15 protein-coding genes are annotated in these 14,823 nt (G+C 41.1%); 10 read left to right on the top strand and 5 right to left on the bottom strand.

The window, feature by feature from the left end:
• Positions 1-32: 32 nt before the first annotated feature.
• The 3 genes from G3T18_RS01635 to G3T18_RS01625 all read left to right on the top strand — a co-directional run bounded on the left by G3T18_RS01635 (position 33) and on the right by G3T18_RS01625 (position 2,605).
• Complete coding sequence (locus G3T18_RS01635) at positions 33-1,040, top strand: ABC transporter permease (RefSeq protein ID WP_224408771.1); 1,008 nt, start codon at positions 33-35, stop codon at positions 1,038-1,040.
• A 68-nt stretch (positions 1,041-1,108) separates the two neighbouring features.
• Positions 1,109-1,990: an ABC transporter permease gene (locus G3T18_RS01630; protein ID WP_224408770.1), complete on the top strand. Its 882-nt coding sequence runs from the start codon at positions 1,109-1,111 to the stop codon at positions 1,988-1,990.
• 57 nt (positions 1,991-2,047) lie between these two features.
• Positions 2,048-2,605 (top strand): Uma2 family endonuclease, encoded by a 558-nt coding sequence (locus G3T18_RS01625; protein ID WP_224408769.1) that lies wholly within the window; start codon positions 2,048-2,050, stop codon positions 2,603-2,605.
• A 61-nt stretch (positions 2,606-2,666) separates the two neighbouring features.
• On the opposite strand, the gene G3T18_RS01620 is transcribed toward G3T18_RS01625, so the two are convergent.
• The gene (locus G3T18_RS01620; RefSeq protein WP_224408768.1) at positions 2,667-4,844 is read right to left on the bottom strand and encodes a hypothetical protein; all 2,178 of its coding nucleotides are present in this window, start codon (positions 4,842-4,844) and stop codon (positions 2,667-2,669) included.
• A gap of 285 nt (positions 4,845-5,129) precedes the next feature.
• On the bottom strand, positions 5,130-5,837 hold the full coding sequence (locus G3T18_RS01615) for a Uma2 family endonuclease (protein WP_263480234.1): 708 nt from the start codon (positions 5,835-5,837) through the stop codon (positions 5,130-5,132).
• On the opposite strand from G3T18_RS01615, the gene G3T18_RS01610 reads away from it, so the two are divergent.
• Together G3T18_RS01610 and G3T18_RS01605 are read left to right on the top strand one after the other, a co-directional pair.
• Entirely contained in the window at positions 5,830-6,528 is a 699-nt protein-coding gene (locus G3T18_RS01610) for a Uma2 family endonuclease (RefSeq protein WP_224408767.1), read from the top strand. The genes G3T18_RS01615 and G3T18_RS01610 overlap by 8 nt on opposite strands.
• 43 nt (positions 6,529-6,571) lie before the next feature.
• Positions 6,572-7,237: a Uma2 family endonuclease gene (locus G3T18_RS01605; protein WP_224408766.1), complete on the top strand. Its 666-nt coding sequence runs from the start codon at positions 6,572-6,574 to the stop codon at positions 7,235-7,237.
• A gap of 16 nt (positions 7,238-7,253) precedes the next feature.
• Here G3T18_RS01605 and G3T18_RS01600 read toward each other — a convergent pair whose 3' ends face one another.
• Positions 7,254-8,867, bottom strand: a complete 1,614-nt coding sequence (locus tag G3T18_RS01600) for a DUF1565 domain-containing protein (RefSeq protein ID WP_224408765.1) — start codon at positions 8,865-8,867, stop codon at positions 7,254-7,256.
• A gap of 150 nt (positions 8,868-9,017) precedes the next feature.
• Between G3T18_RS01600 and G3T18_RS01595 the strand changes: the two genes are divergently transcribed.
• Positions 9,018-9,746 carry a 2-phosphosulfolactate phosphatase family protein gene (locus G3T18_RS01595; protein WP_224408764.1) on the top strand — a complete coding sequence of 243 codons (729 nt, stop codon included), beginning with the start codon at positions 9,018-9,020 and terminating at the stop codon, positions 9,744-9,746.
• Positions 9,747-9,990: 244 nt separating this feature from the next.
• On the opposite strand, the gene G3T18_RS01590 is transcribed toward G3T18_RS01595, so the two are convergent.
• Both G3T18_RS01590 and G3T18_RS01585 read right to left on the bottom strand, forming a co-directional pair.
• A complete protein-coding gene (locus G3T18_RS01590) occupies positions 9,991-10,809 on the bottom strand; it encodes a tetratricopeptide repeat protein (protein ID WP_224408763.1) in 819 nt (272 codons plus the stop codon).
• Between the two features lie 260 nt (positions 10,810-11,069).
• Positions 11,070-11,210 (bottom strand): hypothetical protein, encoded by a 141-nt coding sequence (locus G3T18_RS01585; RefSeq protein ID WP_224408762.1) that lies wholly within the window; start codon positions 11,208-11,210, stop codon positions 11,070-11,072.
• 232 nt (positions 11,211-11,442) lie between these two features.
• Here G3T18_RS01585 and G3T18_RS01580 point away from each other — a divergent pair, with 232 nt between their 5' ends.
• The 4 genes from G3T18_RS01580 (at position 11,443) to G3T18_RS01565 (ending at position 14,820) form a co-directional block, all read left to right on the top strand.
• Positions 11,443-12,285 (top strand): YaaW family protein, encoded by an 843-nt coding sequence (locus tag G3T18_RS01580; RefSeq protein ID WP_224408761.1) that lies wholly within the window; start codon positions 11,443-11,445, stop codon positions 12,283-12,285.
• Positions 12,286-12,354: 69 nt separating this feature from the next.
• On the top strand, positions 12,355-13,737 hold the full coding sequence (locus G3T18_RS01575) for an O-antigen ligase family protein (RefSeq protein ID WP_224408760.1): 1,383 nt from the start codon (positions 12,355-12,357) through the stop codon (positions 13,735-13,737).
• Positions 13,738-13,819: 82 nt separating this feature from the next.
• Positions 13,820-14,458 (top strand): J domain-containing protein, encoded by a 639-nt coding sequence (locus G3T18_RS01570; protein ID WP_224408759.1) that lies wholly within the window; start codon positions 13,820-13,822, stop codon positions 14,456-14,458.
• A gap of 89 nt (positions 14,459-14,547) precedes the next feature.
• Positions 14,548-14,820, top strand: coding sequence for a DUF3143 domain-containing protein (locus tag G3T18_RS01565; protein WP_224408758.1), 273 nt, complete (start codon positions 14,548-14,550; stop codon positions 14,818-14,820).
• The last annotated feature ends 3 nt before the right edge of the window (positions 14,821-14,823 follow it).

The following is a 14,823-nucleotide window of genomic DNA, read 5'->3' as shown; positions in this document are numbered from 1 at the left end:
TGCTGATAAAATGAGCTACCAACTCAATTACAATGCTACAATACATTTTCAAACGACTTCTAAGTTTGCTTCCCGTTATCCTCGGAATTACCTTGCTAGTCTTTCTCCTTTTACATTTAATTCCTGGCGATCCGGCAACAGTATTGTTAGGAGAAAGAGCAACGCCCGAACAAATAGCAATTCTCCGAGAAAAATTAGGTTTAAATCAACCTTTACCGCTACAGTATGCCGCATTTTTAGGTCAGTTATTAACCTTTGATTTGGGCAAAAGTATTATTAGTGGGATTCCCATCAGTTTAGAAATTAGCAATCGTTTTCCGGCAACTTTTGAATTATCTCTAGCTGCGATCTTCGTTGCAATTATTATTGGCATACCTGCGGGTATGTTGGCTGCTGTACGGAAAAATACTTGGATAGATAATTTGGCAATGAGTGGATCATTAATTGGTGTTTCGATGCCTGTATATTGGTTGGGTTTACTACTAATTTATTTGTTTGCTATTAACTTAAATTGGCTTCCTCCTTCGGGAAGAATAAGTGTTGAAAATAGTTTAAATTTTGAACCAATTACAGGATTTTACATTTTAGATTCGTTGCTGGAATTGAACTTTTCTGCTTTTTTAGATGTTTTAGCTCATTTAATTTTACCAGCTTTAGCTTTAGGGACAATACCTTTAGCAATTGTCGCACGAATTACGCGATCGGCAATGTTAGAAGTGTTATCTCAAGATTATATTCGCACGGCAAAAGCGAAGGGATTAAAAGAAATTTATATTCTGTTAGTACACGCTTTTAAAAATGCTCTTTTACCCGTTAGTACGATTATTGGCTTACAATTTGGTACGCTTTTAGGTGGGGCAATTTTGACGGAAACTATTTTTTCTTGGCCCGGAGTTGGTACTTGGATTTATGAAGGGATTTTGGCGCGAGATTATCCGGTTGTTCAAGGGGGAGTAATGTTTGTAGCGTTGGTGTTTGTGTTGGTTAATTTATTGGTCGATCTTTTTTATGCTTTTATCGATCCCAGAATTAGATTTTGAATAGTTTTGTAACCACAGATATACACAGATAAACGCAGATGGATTGGCAGGATTTATAGTAAATAGTTATGCAAGTAATTAGTAGGGAGAAAAGGGTAACTAATGATAAGTTATATTGGGTTGATATTTTTCTGAAAATTTGGCAGTCACCTGCTGGTAAAATAGGTTTAATTTTGACAGTTTTGATTATAGTTTTAGCAATTTTAGCTCCTGTATTGCGTCCTTACGATCCTACTACTGCCCGTGACTATGCAGCAAGACTAAAAATGCCGAGTTGGGAACATTGGTTTGGCACTGATAGTTTAGGTAGAGATGTGTTAACTTTGTGTTGGTATGGGGTTCGCACTTCTTTAATTGTGGGACCTATTTCTGTAGGGTTAGGATTAGTAATTGGGACGTTTTTTGGGTTAGTGGCTGGCTATTTTCGGGGGCTAGCGGAAACTTTTATTAATTGGCTGACGGATATATTGTTAGCATTTCCGTCGATACTTTTAGCGATCGCCATTGTCACTGTTGTCGGACCGAGTTTGTCGGGTGTTATGCTAGCGGTGGGGATCGTGCAAATTCCAATTTTTATCCGTCTGACTCGCAGTATGGTACTCTCTCTGCGAGAGCAAGAATTTGTCCAAGCTGCAAAAGCTTTAGGCGCATCCCCCCAAAGGATTATTTTGCGGCATATTTTACCTGCTAGTTTAAGTCCAATTGTAGTTCAAGGAACACTGGCGATCGCTACTGCTACTCTCGAAGCCGCAGGTTTGGGTTTTTTGGGTTTAGGTGCACAACCACCGACGCCAGAATTAGGGACAATGATTGCAGATGCTTTTAAAGGGGGTTATTCTCTTTCTGCACCTTGGACAACCATTTTTCCTGGTTTATTTATTACTTTAATTGTCCTCGCTTTTAACCTTCTTGGCGACGGTTTCCGAGATGCTCTCGACCCCCGCAGTTAAAATTAAAACAAGGTACAAAATTATCCTCAATATCAACTAATAATTAATAGCTGAAACATGGTAAAGTCTTTTTATACAGTAACAGATGAAGAACTAATGCAGCTTAGTTCTCAAAATAGCGAACTGCGCTTTGAACGTAATGCTGATGGTACATTAGTAACTATGCCACCAACTGGAGGAATTTCTGGAAATAGGGAACTAAAAGCAGGCGCTTATTTACTAATTTGGGTAGAAAATAATGACCTGGGTCATGTTTTTAGTTCTTCTACTGGTTTTAAACTAAAAAATGGAGCAGTGCGATCGCCAGATGCTGCTTTTGTCGCTAAGGGACGCTTACCTGTAAACTGGGATCGGGGAGAAGATGAATTTATTAATTTGGCTCCAGATTTCGCGATTGAAATTCGCTCGAAAACTGATAATTTAGAGACGCTGAAAGCAAAAATGCAAGAGTATATTGCTAATGGCGTAAAGTTAGGATGGTTAATCGATCGTCAAAATCAACAAGCTTTAGTTTACCGTGCCGACGGCACAATTACCCAATATCCAGCTACAGCAAATTTAAGTGGTGAAGAAGTTGTACCGGGCTTTCAATTAGCCCTCAAATTGTTATTGTAGAGAAGTATTTTTTTAGCTAAAAATTGGGTTGAACTTTTTGTCCAACCCAATCTACACTTGCTTAGATACCGCCGCTTAACTCATTCCAAGATTTAACTACATTTTGCAAAGACAAGGGTAGCCGATCTTGATTAAAATCAACGTAGCTGGTTACACTGTCACGACCAATTAAAGTCACTGTAATAAAATCAGCAGAACCCCTCGGTGCAGGATAACTGAGACGGTTGAATTGAGCAAAATTTTGCTGTTGAAGTAGGCGTTGAAATTCGCGAATTTGCTGACGAGAAATACTATCAGCTTCCGTTGACAAAATTGTCCCATTCCCACCTAACTGATTGCGAACTAAGCGCCCGTTGGTGTACAAAATTGTTTCCGAAGTGCGTCCAGCAAATCCACCAGAGGAAACAGTGCGGAAAATTACATTTCTGGGTAAACTTTCTGGGAGTTCAGATGTAGGAATACGAACAGGTTTGACTTCATTTACCGATCCCAATTCGCTATCAATTGGATTAAAACGAATTTCTGAACCGTTGAGATCGGTATGATAAACCAGTTTTTGTCCATTTTCGCTGGCAATAATAACTCGCCAGCCAGGAATACCAATTTCCGGACAAGCGCGGCGATCGATATAAATACCATAACAACCATCCCAGGTGTGGCGGGAACTTTCGACAATCCGCAGTTGACTCATTGGTAAACCCGACTTTTGGGAAGCTTGACGCAAAACCGCCTCAGCTAGCGATCGCGAAAATATATCTTCAGAAGCATAAGGGTTTTCTACCTTAACTAGATCGGCTCTTTCATCGGTACGATAAACCCAAATTTGATCGCCTACATCAACTGTAACTTGCCAACCTTCGACAATAGCCGGAGCGCACAAAGCTAAAGGATTGGGTATTCCCAAACAGCGATCGCCCCAAGTTCGTTTTTCCGCGCTCACAATACGCAAGTAACTTGTCGGAACTTCTAATTTTTCTGCCGCATCTTCTAACACGGTATTAATAACTCGACGGGGTGCATTACTAATAGGAGTATTTTCTGTCTCTAAGCGAATATTACTACCGTCATCATTAGTCCGATAAACTAACTTTTGTTCCCCGCGAGCAACAGTAACTCGCCAACCTTCTACTAATACTTGCAGACAAGACTCATTTGCTCGTCCCAATCCTAAACAACTATCACTCCAAGTTTGTTTTTCCGCCTCAACAATGCGTAAAGCCGAACTAGGAACATTCCACTGGCGTGCTGCATTCGCTAATACTGCTCTTTCCACGGAACGAGGTAAATTACTAACCGGAGAATTGGCAGTTTCTAAGCGAATATTACTACCGTCATCATTAGTCCGATAAACTAACTTTTGTTCCCCGCGAGCAACAGTAACTCGCCAACCTTCTACTAATACTTGCAGACAAGACTCATTAGCTCGTCCCAATCCCAAACAACTATCGCTCCAAGTTTGTTTTTCCGCCTCAACAATGCGTAAAGCCGAACTAGGAACATTCCACTGGCGTGCTGCATTCGCTAATACTGCTCTTTCCACGGAACGAGGTAAATTACTAACCGGAGAATTGGCAGTTTCTAAGCGAATATTACTACCGTCATCATTAGTCCGATAAACTAACTTTTGTTCCCCGCGAGCAACAGTAACTCGCCAACCTTCAACCAATGCTTCAGTACAACCTTCACCGGGTTGTGCTAGTCCCAAGCAACCATTATTCCAAGTTTGTTTTTCCGCCTCAACAATGCGTAAAGCCGAACTAGAAACATTCCACTTCCTAGCCGCATTTTCTAATACTGCCTGAGCCACTGAACGAGGTAAATTACTAATAGGTGAATTGCCAGTTTCTAAGCGAATATTGCTACCTTCGCTATTAGTACGATAAATAAACTTTTGTTCTCCATTAGTAACTGTTACTCGCCAACCTTCTACTAAAGCTTGAGTACAAAGTTCATTGGGTTTAGCCAATCCCAAACAACCATTACTCCAGGTACGTTTTTCGGCATTAGCGATCTCTAACCTATCGACAGAAACGCCTAAATCTTGACTAGCTTGGCGTAAAACTCTCGAACCAACTAATCTGGGTAATTCCGAACCAACTGAATTTTGGGCGAGATATTCACTTGCTTGACTAGAACTTACAAATCCCGCCGCAAGATCGGGTAAGGTCAAAGTTGCTCCCGCCGATAAAATACCAGTCAAAAGTAATATTGAAAGTGATTTATAGGTAGAGTTGTGCATATTTTGCTAATTGGAAATCAAATCTTACTAAGGATTAGGTAGCTAACCTAAACAACTAGACGGTCTAATCCTTGCTTTCAGTTCCCGACTTTTTAATTTCCAATCTTCCCAGTTTTATTATATTTTTTATCTTTGTTTTGTCTTCACCCAAAAGGAGGATTTTCCAGTGAAAATTAACTACAGAGGTGACTCGATCGACAAAATTAATGAAAAAAGATGGTAACGCGAGATAAAAAATTTGACTATCTACAAATAGTAATTTTGGTGATAACTAGAAAACGTTTTTTAACTCCATACCCGGCGCAAATTGAGGACAAAACCAGGTAAGACATCTTCACCGGACAACTCGGCAGGATTTTCTAACACTTCTACAGCTAATCCCAAGCGATAAATTTCTACCTGTCGTTGCTGTGGATCGATTAACCAGCCTAGTCTTGCGCCATTATCAAGGTATTCTCTCATCTTAGCTTGCAGAGTTGCCAGGCGATCTGAGCTAGACCGTAACTCCACGACAAAATCCGGGCAAATATTTGCAAATGTTCCTTTTTCTTCGGCAGTCAGCGCTTCCCAGCGTTCTCGACTTATCCAAGAAGCATCCGGGGAACGAATCGCACCATTGGGTAACGTAAAGCCTGTAGAAGAGTCAAAAGCTTTACCAGTTTCGTCGGAATTACGCCACCACAAGTATAATTCTCCAGAAATATTGCAATTGCGTTCACCTGTTTCCCAGCCTGTGGGTGGATTCACAATTAACTCTCCTGGTGCAGTTCTTTCGAGTCTTAAGTCACGGTTAGCGGCTGCTAGGGTGGCAAACTGTTCTTGAGTGACGTACAGGGCGAGATTCTGGGGTAACTCAAGCAAGAAAGTTTTAGTTTCTGGGCTGGTAGGTGTTAATGTCACTTGACCTCTTGGGAAACTGAGGGTTTGCTCAATAATTTCTACTCCTAAACTAACCGATTCTCGATGCTGTTTTCCTAAGCCTAAAATGAACATAGTGCAAGAGGAGAGACAAGCCCAGATGCGAACCACAGAGAAAATTTTACCCTTAGAAAATGGCGATCGCCTCACTCGTCAAGAATTTGAGCGTCGCTATCAGGCTATGCCTCACTTAAAAAAAGCTGAACTGATTGAAGGAGTAGTTTATATGGGTTCTCCGGTTCGGATTACTCACGGCAATCCTCACGCTCACATTATGGGCTGGTTATTTAATTATTCTCTAGCTACGCCCGGAGTTCAAGTAGCTGATAATACGACTGTGCGGCTCGATTTTGACAATGAACCGCAACCGGATGCTTTATTAAGAATTGCACGAGAGGGACAATCAACTATTAGTGAGGATGGCTATCTTGAAGGTGCGCCAGAATTAATTGTCGAAATTGCTACCAGTAGCGCTTCTTATGATTTGCGAGATAAGTTACAAGTCTATCGTCGCAATCGCTGTTGTGAGTATTTAGTTTGGCAAGTAGCAGATCGCCGTTTTGATTGGTTTCAATGGCAGGCTGGAGAATATCTTACTTTATCACCCGATCCAGAAGGCATAATTCGCTCTCAGGTTTTTCCAGGTTTATGGTTGTCGGTAGAGGCACTTTTAAATGGCGATTTAGTCGAAGTTCGACGAGTTTTGGAAATTGGTTTGGCGACAACAGAACACGCAACTTTTCTTCGACAATTAAGCCCAGGATAATCGCCAAACAAGGAACATAGTGCAAGAGGAGAGACAAGCCCAGATGCGAACTACAGAGAAAATTTTACCCTTAGAAAATGGCGATCGCCTCACTCGTCAAGAATTTGAACGTCGCTATCAGGCTATGCCTCACTTAAAAAAAGCTGAACTGATTGAAGGAATAGTTTATATGGGTTCTCCGGTTCGGATCGCTCACGGTACACCTCATGCTCAAATTATGGCATGGCTGGGGGCTTACTGGACGGCTACGCCGGGAGTTCAAGTAGCTGATAATACGACTGTGCGCCTCGATTTTGACAATGAACCGCAACCGGATGCTTTATTAAGAATTGCACGAGAGGGACAATCAACTATTAGTGAAGATGGCTATCTTGAAGGTGCGCCAGAATTAATTGTCGAAATTGCTACCAGTAGCGCTTCTTATGATTTGCGAGATAAGTTACAAGTCTATCGTCGCAATCGCTGTTGTGAGTATTTAGTTTGGCAAGTAGCAGATCGCCGTTTTGATTGGTTTCAATGGCAGGCTGGAGAATATCTTACTTTATCACCCGATCCAGAAGGCATAATTCGCTCTCAGGTTTTTCCAGGTTTATGGTTGTCGGTAGAGGCACTTTTAAATGGCGATTTAGTCGAAGTTCGACGAGTTTTGGAAATTGGTTTGGCGACAACAGAACACGCAACTTTTCTTCGACAATTAAGCCCAGGATAATCGCCAAACAGGGCGATTACAAAGGAACAATAATTCCTTGTAAACCCCTCCGATTGAGAGTGCGGACAATTTCTTCAGCATTTTCAATATTGTCAAATAGACCTACTTGCATCATCGAGCGTCCGTTGTAAGTGATGCGGAAAGCAGCAGGAACTAGCGATCGCACTATTGCTTCTTGACTGGAATTTCTGGTTTCGACGATAACTTTATATTGGGATGTCTCTGGGGTAATATTTGGGTCGGTAATATTAGGAGAATTACTACTTGGTGGTGAGAAAACCGAGGTTTCAATTGTTGGTAGGGCGGGAAAATCGTTTAAGGAAATATCATCGCCGCGTACATTTGGTAATGGACTCGGTTCAAGAATTAATAAATCTCGTAGTTCCCGACGGGGTGTGTTAAATGTTTCTGAGGGAGGAGTATTATTCGGTGCTGGGTATACGGGAATCGGAATTACATTTTCTTCTGCTGCTTCTGCTTGAATTTGAACTGGATTAGATCGAGGTCTAGAGTTGATTTGGATATTAGATATCGGTTGAAGAGTCGGATTTGTCCCTGATTCAATTATATCTGAAAGTGAAACATTATTGGCATTTTCTACACCATTAATTTTTCCTTGTACTCTTCCGGTAAGGCGAGAACCAAAAGCGGAAATTGTTTGATTATCGGTTTGGTTGTTGATATCAAATTGATTATTGTTACTAAAAGTATTTCGTCCTGGTTGACCATTAGTTCCCAGATCCGGACGCGATCGCGCTTTCGCTAGCAATCCATCTTGTTGTGAATTCTCGATCTGATTGTCCCGCAACATTGGTTGGGCGCTATCTTCAAGTAATACGCCAATTTTATTATTCAGTAAGCGATTGCCAATTAAAATTGGTGCGGCTGTTTCGATGACTCTGATTCCATTACTTGAATTAGTAATAACATTATCTCGCACTTGAGGCTTTGAGTTCCCTGAAATTATTATCCCGCTACCGCTATTTTCGCGAAAATAATTGTTACTAATAGTTGGTGAGTTGTTGCCAGCAATGTAAATGCCCGAACTACCATTATTAACAAAAGAACTATTTTCCAAAACAAAATTGCTGGTTTCGATCCAGATTCCGTGTCCTTGACTACTAGGATTACTAACAGTTATACCGCTAATAGTTCCTTTTTCTTGGACGACAAGAGTTGCATTTTGTCTGCCCGCAAAATTGCTGTTGAAACTGCCACCACCCTCGATAATTAAATTTGCGCCTTGGTTGCGAGAGTTACCTTTAATTGTTACTCCTGCTGGCAAAATTAAAGGAAAACTTTCGCCTGTTTCCGCCGTGTATCTTCCCGGTAGTAAGTTAATCGCACCGCCTGGTTGAGCAACTTCTAAAGCTTTGGTAATCGTTTGAAAAGGACGTTGTTGAGTGCCATCTCCTTGTAAATCGCTACCCGATCGCGGATCGACATATAAATTTTGGAAATCAATCCTATTTTGCACAATTATATGTGCTTCTGGGGAAGAAGATGCTCCTGCCGCAGGAGACACAAAAAATGGTACGGCGATCGCTACTGCTAAAGGCAAAACTACACTTGACGAGCAAGTTTTAGCTCTAGTTTGACGATTGGCATAATCTGAAAATCTGTAACTCAAAGCTCCCCTCCTCACTTCAACCAGGTTTTGTTTACAAATTATTTATATTTACGATTATTACAATGGTAAGCTGTGTAAGGTAACTGCTGAATAACAGTTATTACCTCAATCAGTTTCATCGTTTTTTCCCAAGGAAATTACCGATCGCTAATGAAAATATTTCACTATCACACTCCTGAACTTACTCCGACGGATAGTTTACCTGATTGTGCCGTTGTAATTGATGTTTTGCGAGCAACGACGACAATCGCTACGGCGTTGAATGCTGGTGCGGAAGCGGTACAAGCTTTTAGCGATATTGATAAGTTAATGCAAGTGAGCGCTAGTTTACCACCGGAAAAAGTGCTGCGTGCTGGGGAAAGAGGCGGTGCTAAGGTTGAAGGCTGCGATTTGGGTAATTCTCCCCTGGATTGTACTCAGGATGTGGTGCAGGGTAAGCGCTTGTTTCTCACTACTACGAATGGCACTCGCGCTTTACAACGGGTGGAAAAGTCGCCTGTGGTGATTACAGGGGCAATGGTAAATCGCCAAACTGTGGTTGATTATTTACAGGAAAAACAGCCGGAAACCTTGTGGTTAGTGGGTTCTGGCTGGCAAGGTGCTTATTCTCTTGAGGATAGTGTTTGTGCGGGCGCGATCGCCTTATCTTTCTTCCAAGCCGATCCCGCCGTTGTCGGTAATGATGAAATTATCGGCGCGATCGCTCTTTACCAACAATGGCAAAGTCAACTGGTACAAATGTTTGAGTTAGCTAGCCACGGTAAACGCCTGCTTGGTTTAGACTGTCGCGAAGATTTAGAATATTGTGCTAAAACTGACATTCTCGACGTTTTACCCATCCAAACTGAACCAGGAATTTTAGTGAAATTTAGCTCTTGACAAATTTTCTATTTTGTGCATAACAGCTTTTTGAGCAGAGATCGGCGCAACTTCATCGAGAATTGCTCACAAAATTGGTTATTGACAAATGAGCAATTTTATGGATTGAACTGTTTCCCGCCGTGCGATCGCCATTCAGCCCCAAATTTGTAAAATAAAATTTTCTGAGCAGAGGCGATCGCCAAATTTTAGCTTCTGGATTAAATTTACTTCCCAATCCCCAATCCCCAGTCACCAATTCCCATCAATACAGAGTCATCATCAATTCTTGCTGATATTTCTGCGTCAAACTATCATTTTCCCCCAACAATTTAAACACAGCCAACATCGCCTTTCTAGCGCCATCATCGCGATATTTACGACTTGTTTCGACAATCTCCAAAAATAACTGTAAAGCTCGTTCATAATCCTCCGCTAAAGTTAACTTAGCAGCTTGAGCGTACTTTCGATCCAACTCACTTTCCCCAGGATTAAGAATCGCTTCTTTAAACTCAACTAAAGTTAACACAGATTGAGCCTGGGAATAAAATTCACGTTCATCTTCCCCAACCGTTGCTAATATCTTCTTAGCAGCTTCCAACTGATTGCATTTCACTAAAAACTTAGCCGCTTCAATCGCGACAAGTTTATTCTCTGGATACTTGACAAACAAATCATCGAAGAGTTTTTTCGCCAGCTTGACATCTCCTCCAGTTATAGCATTTTGCGCCGCAGCTAAACTCATTTCCAAATCAGATTTTAAACCCAAATTTGCCAAAAACTCGCGTAAATCTTTTTCTGACAAAGCCCCAACAAAACCAGGAAAGATCTCGCCTTTCTTAGCAACTCTCACATCCGGGACACCTTCAACCTGAAAACGAGAAGCCAACTCCTGATTTTTGTCAATATCGACTTTTGCTAAGACAAAATCATACTCTTGCACCAACTTTGACAAAATTGGTGCAAGTATTTGACAAGGACCGCACCAAGTCGCATAAAAATCCACAATTACTGGCTTTTCATAAGACTTTTCCCAAACTTCAGCCTGAAAATTACTGTTATCGACAATCAAAGAATTACCCATTTTCAAGAGTTAGAAAAAATTAGGAACATTAGGTTTGAGTCAAAGCTCAAATTTATTATAAAATAAGCAAACCAAAAGCCTAAACTGTAGCATCAAATTGACACTCCCACAGCTAGAAGCACGTGGTATTCTTAATTCACAGACACTTATTTAGCCAAGCAAAGTTCGATTCCGAAACAACCTCTCCCCAAGCATTTTGAGGCTACTAATCCTCAATTACGAATCAAGCAATCTTGCACTCCCTCGCACCTAACACTTCGCTAGTGGGCTTTTGTAATAATTCGTAAAGATTTTCGCTCCCAAGAGCGATCGCCCAACTGAGTAGTAAAATTTCCGGGAATTTCTAGATAAGGTAGTCCGCGCGTAGCCAATCTTCCTCCCACAGCGCGAGATATTGCCAAAACAACTAGCCAGCACCAACAATACCAAGATCGAACAAAACTAACTAATCTCCGCTAAAAATAAATCAGAATCGCAGATAACACCGATTAATGGCTAATTGCTGTTAATTTCCAGAATAGGAACTAAAGTTAATTTAGGTAGAACAAAGCTAAGGTAACTGTCGTGACTCGATCGTAAATAGTAAAATAGTTGAGTGCAAATAGCGAGATAGGGGTTTTGGAGGGAAGAATTTTGGACGAGTTGAGGGTGGCGCTGGAATTAGCGACAGAAGAAGAGTTGCAGCAATTAACGCAAATTCTGTTTTGCCGCAGGTTTAATCCGTTAGACTATTTACAGACACCAGATCCAATGGAAATTCAGAGTGAAGATAAAGATACTTGGTTAGATGCGATCGAAGCTAGGTTTCGTTATCTCGCAGCAGATGGAATGACAGTTTTACGGGGACAAACTGGTGGAGTTACCTACAGAGAAGCACTAATTAAAGTTTGTCATTACTTGAAAATTCCTTACTCGAAAAAGATGTCTACCACCGACATTGAAGCCGAGGTGTTTCTCCATTTGATTGGGAAAGCATGGAAACGCTTACCAACTTCGGAGAAGAAATCTTTAACCGTAAGAGTACAGCGATCGCTGGCTGAATCAAATTTAGCGGAACCTTTGCCCGTACAATTACAACACGATCCGATTAATTTATTACTTAAGGGTGGTAGCGCGCTAGCTATTAGTTCCATTCTCAAAAATATCCTGATGAAACAGTTAGCGCGTCAGTTTGCTTTTCACTTCGCCCGCTATCAAGTTGCTAAAGGCGCGATCGTGCGCGGTAGTGCCGCCGCAATGGCGGAATTTCAAAATTATATGGCTTTACAAACAGCAAAACGAGGAATGGCAGTAGCAACGGCGCGGCAAACCGCAGTTAAAAGTATTTTTGCCTTTCTCGGACCTGTTTTATGGGCAAGTTTATTTGCCGATCTTGGATGGCGCGCGATCGCTACTAATTATGGTCGCATTATTCCCACTATTTTTGCCCTAGCCCAAATTCGTCTTACTCGTGCAGAATGTTGGGAATTAGCTTAATAATTTGGCAGTCAGGGCTTTAGCCCTTTCAAGTTTGTAGTTAAGGCTTAAGCCCTTTCTTGCTCGCAAATGACTAACAATTTTCCATCAAAAAATCGACAATGGGTGTGGAAATTTACTCAAATTTCTTTGTTGATTTTTCCTTTGTTACCTACTTGGGGCGGAATCGGAATTCTTGTCGTTACTGGAGCAATTTTTCAGCAAAATTATCGCGAAATTATTCATAGCCGAATTAATTGGGCGTTAGCTGTTTTAAGTCTTTGGTTAATTATTAGTTGTAGTTTTGCCGCTCGACCTAGTGAAGCTTTTTTAGGCTTGGCAAATTTCTTACCGTTTATGGTGATTTTTGCCGCCATGAGTAAGATGATTTGCACGACGAATCAGTTGCGAAGAATTGCTTGGCTGTTAGTTTCTCCTTCGTTAATTGTCGCAATTCTTGGTTTAGGACAGTTATATTTAGGTTGGAGTGGTGGAGAATTATTATTACCCATTTTGGGTTGGATTTTAGCACCAGAAGGAAATCCTTCGGGAAGAATGGCTTCGGTGTTTATGTATGCAAATATTTTGGCAGTTTATGAGTTAATTATCCTTAGTTTGGGAATTGGTTTGTGGCTCGATGTTTGGCAAAGTTGGCGACACGATCCGCAGAAAAAAACAGGCTGGTTGTGGTTATTTTTAAGTATAACTTTGCTTGCCGACGCGATCGCGCTATTATTAACCAGCTCCCGTAGTGCTTGGGGAATCACAATCTTGATTGGGGTAGCTTTTGCGCTCGATCTCGGTTGGTATTTGTTAGTGTTAGGGGTAGCAACGGCAGCAGGAGCGATCGCTTGGGCATCTTTTGGACCAAAATGGGGACAGGGAGCGCTGCGTAAAGTTGTTCCTGCTTACTTTTGGCTGCGGCTTTCCGATCGAATGTTTAGCGATCGCCCAATCGAGACTTTACGTGCTACTCAATGGCAATTTACGATCAAAATGAGCAAATCTCGTCCTTGGCTGGGTTGGGGCTTGCGTAATTTTACCTTACTTTACGAACAAGAAATGGATGTTTGGCTCGGTCATCCTCACAATTTGTGGTTGATGTTAGCCGCAGAAACGGGTATTCCCACAACATTTTTTTTATCGGCGATCGTTGCTTGGATCCTGGCTCAAGCAATAATTTTCTGGCAAAATTGGTCTGTAGTAACGGAAAAAGATCTAAAGGCGAGATCCGGTTTCTCGGATATCCCGCAAACCTCCTTAAAAACATTGGAGAAAGAAGAATTTTCCGACAAGTTAATTATTTTCTCTTATTTAGTAGCTTTTAGTAGCTGTATTTTGTTTAATTTACTCGATGTCAGTATCTTCGATCTGCGAGTAAATACTTTAAGCTGGATACTATTATCAGCCCTTTGGGGCGTAACTAATTATTATCGCCCTGAAGCAGATTTTCGCTTCAAGTTAAGCAAATGAGTGTAAAATTATTTACTAATTTAAATATCAAAATTGAGGAAAAAAAAGGTAAAATAAGCAAATACATAGTAGAATACAGAGCGTGACGACAGATAGAGCCACCGAACAGTCAACAAGTCGGAAGATACCAGCTCATACCAAGCTGGCTAACAGTTACTATGCTCTTTTGGGGTTACATCCTTCTGCATCCGCAATTGAAATTCGCCGCTCTTATCGCGAATTGAGCAAACGCTATCACCCCGATACTACCGACTTACCCACGGATTTAGCAACAGCGAAATTCCAACAACTAAATGAAGCTTACGCTACTTTAAGCAATCCCGAACGGCGATCGCTTTACGATCTTAAAATCGGTTATTCTCGCTTTCAAGTAATTCAACCACCTCAAGACTTAAATCGAGATCCTGATGCACGCGATCGCCATCTATCTAACTCAGCTTATCTCGATAATAGCGATCGCCCTTTATCCGAAGGCGAAATTTTTGCTTTATTTATTCTGGGGCTAACTTTTATCGCTTGCTTATTATTAGTAATCGCGATCGGCTTGACTCGAGGAGAAGCTGCATTGAGAATTCCTCACTCTACTAACCGTAACTTAATTCACAATCAAGTAAGCTTATTTACACCACAATATCTGCCATTTGTCAATAGAAAAAAAGATAAATTTAACAACCCCAAACCCATCACCAATAACTTTGACTGCTCGCAAATTTATAGTTAAATTATCACTAGCGAAATGGTTTAATATTGTAGTACATTCGCTAATTTTTAATCATAGTCAACGAGCGGAATTTGTTACTAGATAGAAATATGTCTTTACCAAATAGCGATACCCCCTTATACAATCATCCTTTACCCGAAATCGAACAGTGGCTAATCCAACAAGGATGCGAACAAGACCCAAAACAAGTTCACTGTTGGTGGATAGAAAAACCAGAATGGCAAGCAGAAATTTGCTTAGAAATCGAAGAACTAACCGTCCGTTATTTTAACATCGACAGTAGGAATGAAGATCTTACCCGCTCCTTCAAATACTCTCTAAGTAGAGAAGATATTGAAGCAGCAGTATTTAGCGGACCTTAAAGA

Origin of the sequence: Oscillatoria salina IIICB1 (assembly GCF_020144665.1) — a bacterium.
Classification (GTDB): Bacteria; Cyanobacteriota; Cyanobacteriia; order Cyanobacteriales; family SIO1D9; genus IIICB1.
The sequence above is the reverse complement of the archived record's forward strand: the minus strand, read 5'-3'. Positions and strand labels throughout refer to the sequence as shown.

Excerpts from the sequence above, each read along its gene's own strand:
- G3T18_RS01635 (WP_224408771.1), top strand. The coding sequence starts at position 33 with ATGCTACAATACATTTTCAAACGACTTCTAAGTTTGCTTCCCGTTATC.
- G3T18_RS01630 (WP_224408770.1), top strand. The coding sequence starts at position 1,109 with ATGCAAGTAATTAGTAGGGAGAAAAGGGTAACTAATGATAAGTTATAT.
- G3T18_RS01625 (WP_224408769.1), top strand. The coding sequence starts at position 2,048 with ATGGTAAAGTCTTTTTATACAGTAACAGATGAAGAACTAATGCAGCTT.
- G3T18_RS01620 (WP_224408768.1), bottom strand. The coding sequence starts at position 4,844 with ATGCACAACTCTACCTATAAATCACTTTCAATATTACTTTTGACTGGT.
- G3T18_RS01610 (WP_224408767.1), top strand. The coding sequence starts at position 5,830 with ATGAACATAGTGCAAGAGGAGAGACAAGCCCAGATGCGAACCACAGAG.
- G3T18_RS01615 (WP_263480234.1), bottom strand. The coding sequence starts at position 5,837 with ATGTTCATTTTAGGCTTAGGAAAACAGCATCGAGAATCGGTTAGTTTA.
- G3T18_RS01605 (WP_224408766.1), top strand. The coding sequence starts at position 6,572 with ATGCGAACTACAGAGAAAATTTTACCCTTAGAAAATGGCGATCGCCTC.
- G3T18_RS01595 (WP_224408764.1), top strand. The coding sequence starts at position 9,018 with ATGAAAATATTTCACTATCACACTCCTGAACTTACTCCGACGGATAGT.
- G3T18_RS01590 (WP_224408763.1), bottom strand. The coding sequence starts at position 10,809 with ATGGGTAATTCTTTGATTGTCGATAACAGTAATTTTCAGGCTGAAGTT.
- G3T18_RS01575 (WP_224408760.1), top strand. The coding sequence starts at position 12,355 with ATGACTAACAATTTTCCATCAAAAAATCGACAATGGGTGTGGAAATTT.
- G3T18_RS01565 (WP_224408758.1), top strand. The coding sequence starts at position 14,548 with ATGTCTTTACCAAATAGCGATACCCCCTTATACAATCATCCTTTACCC.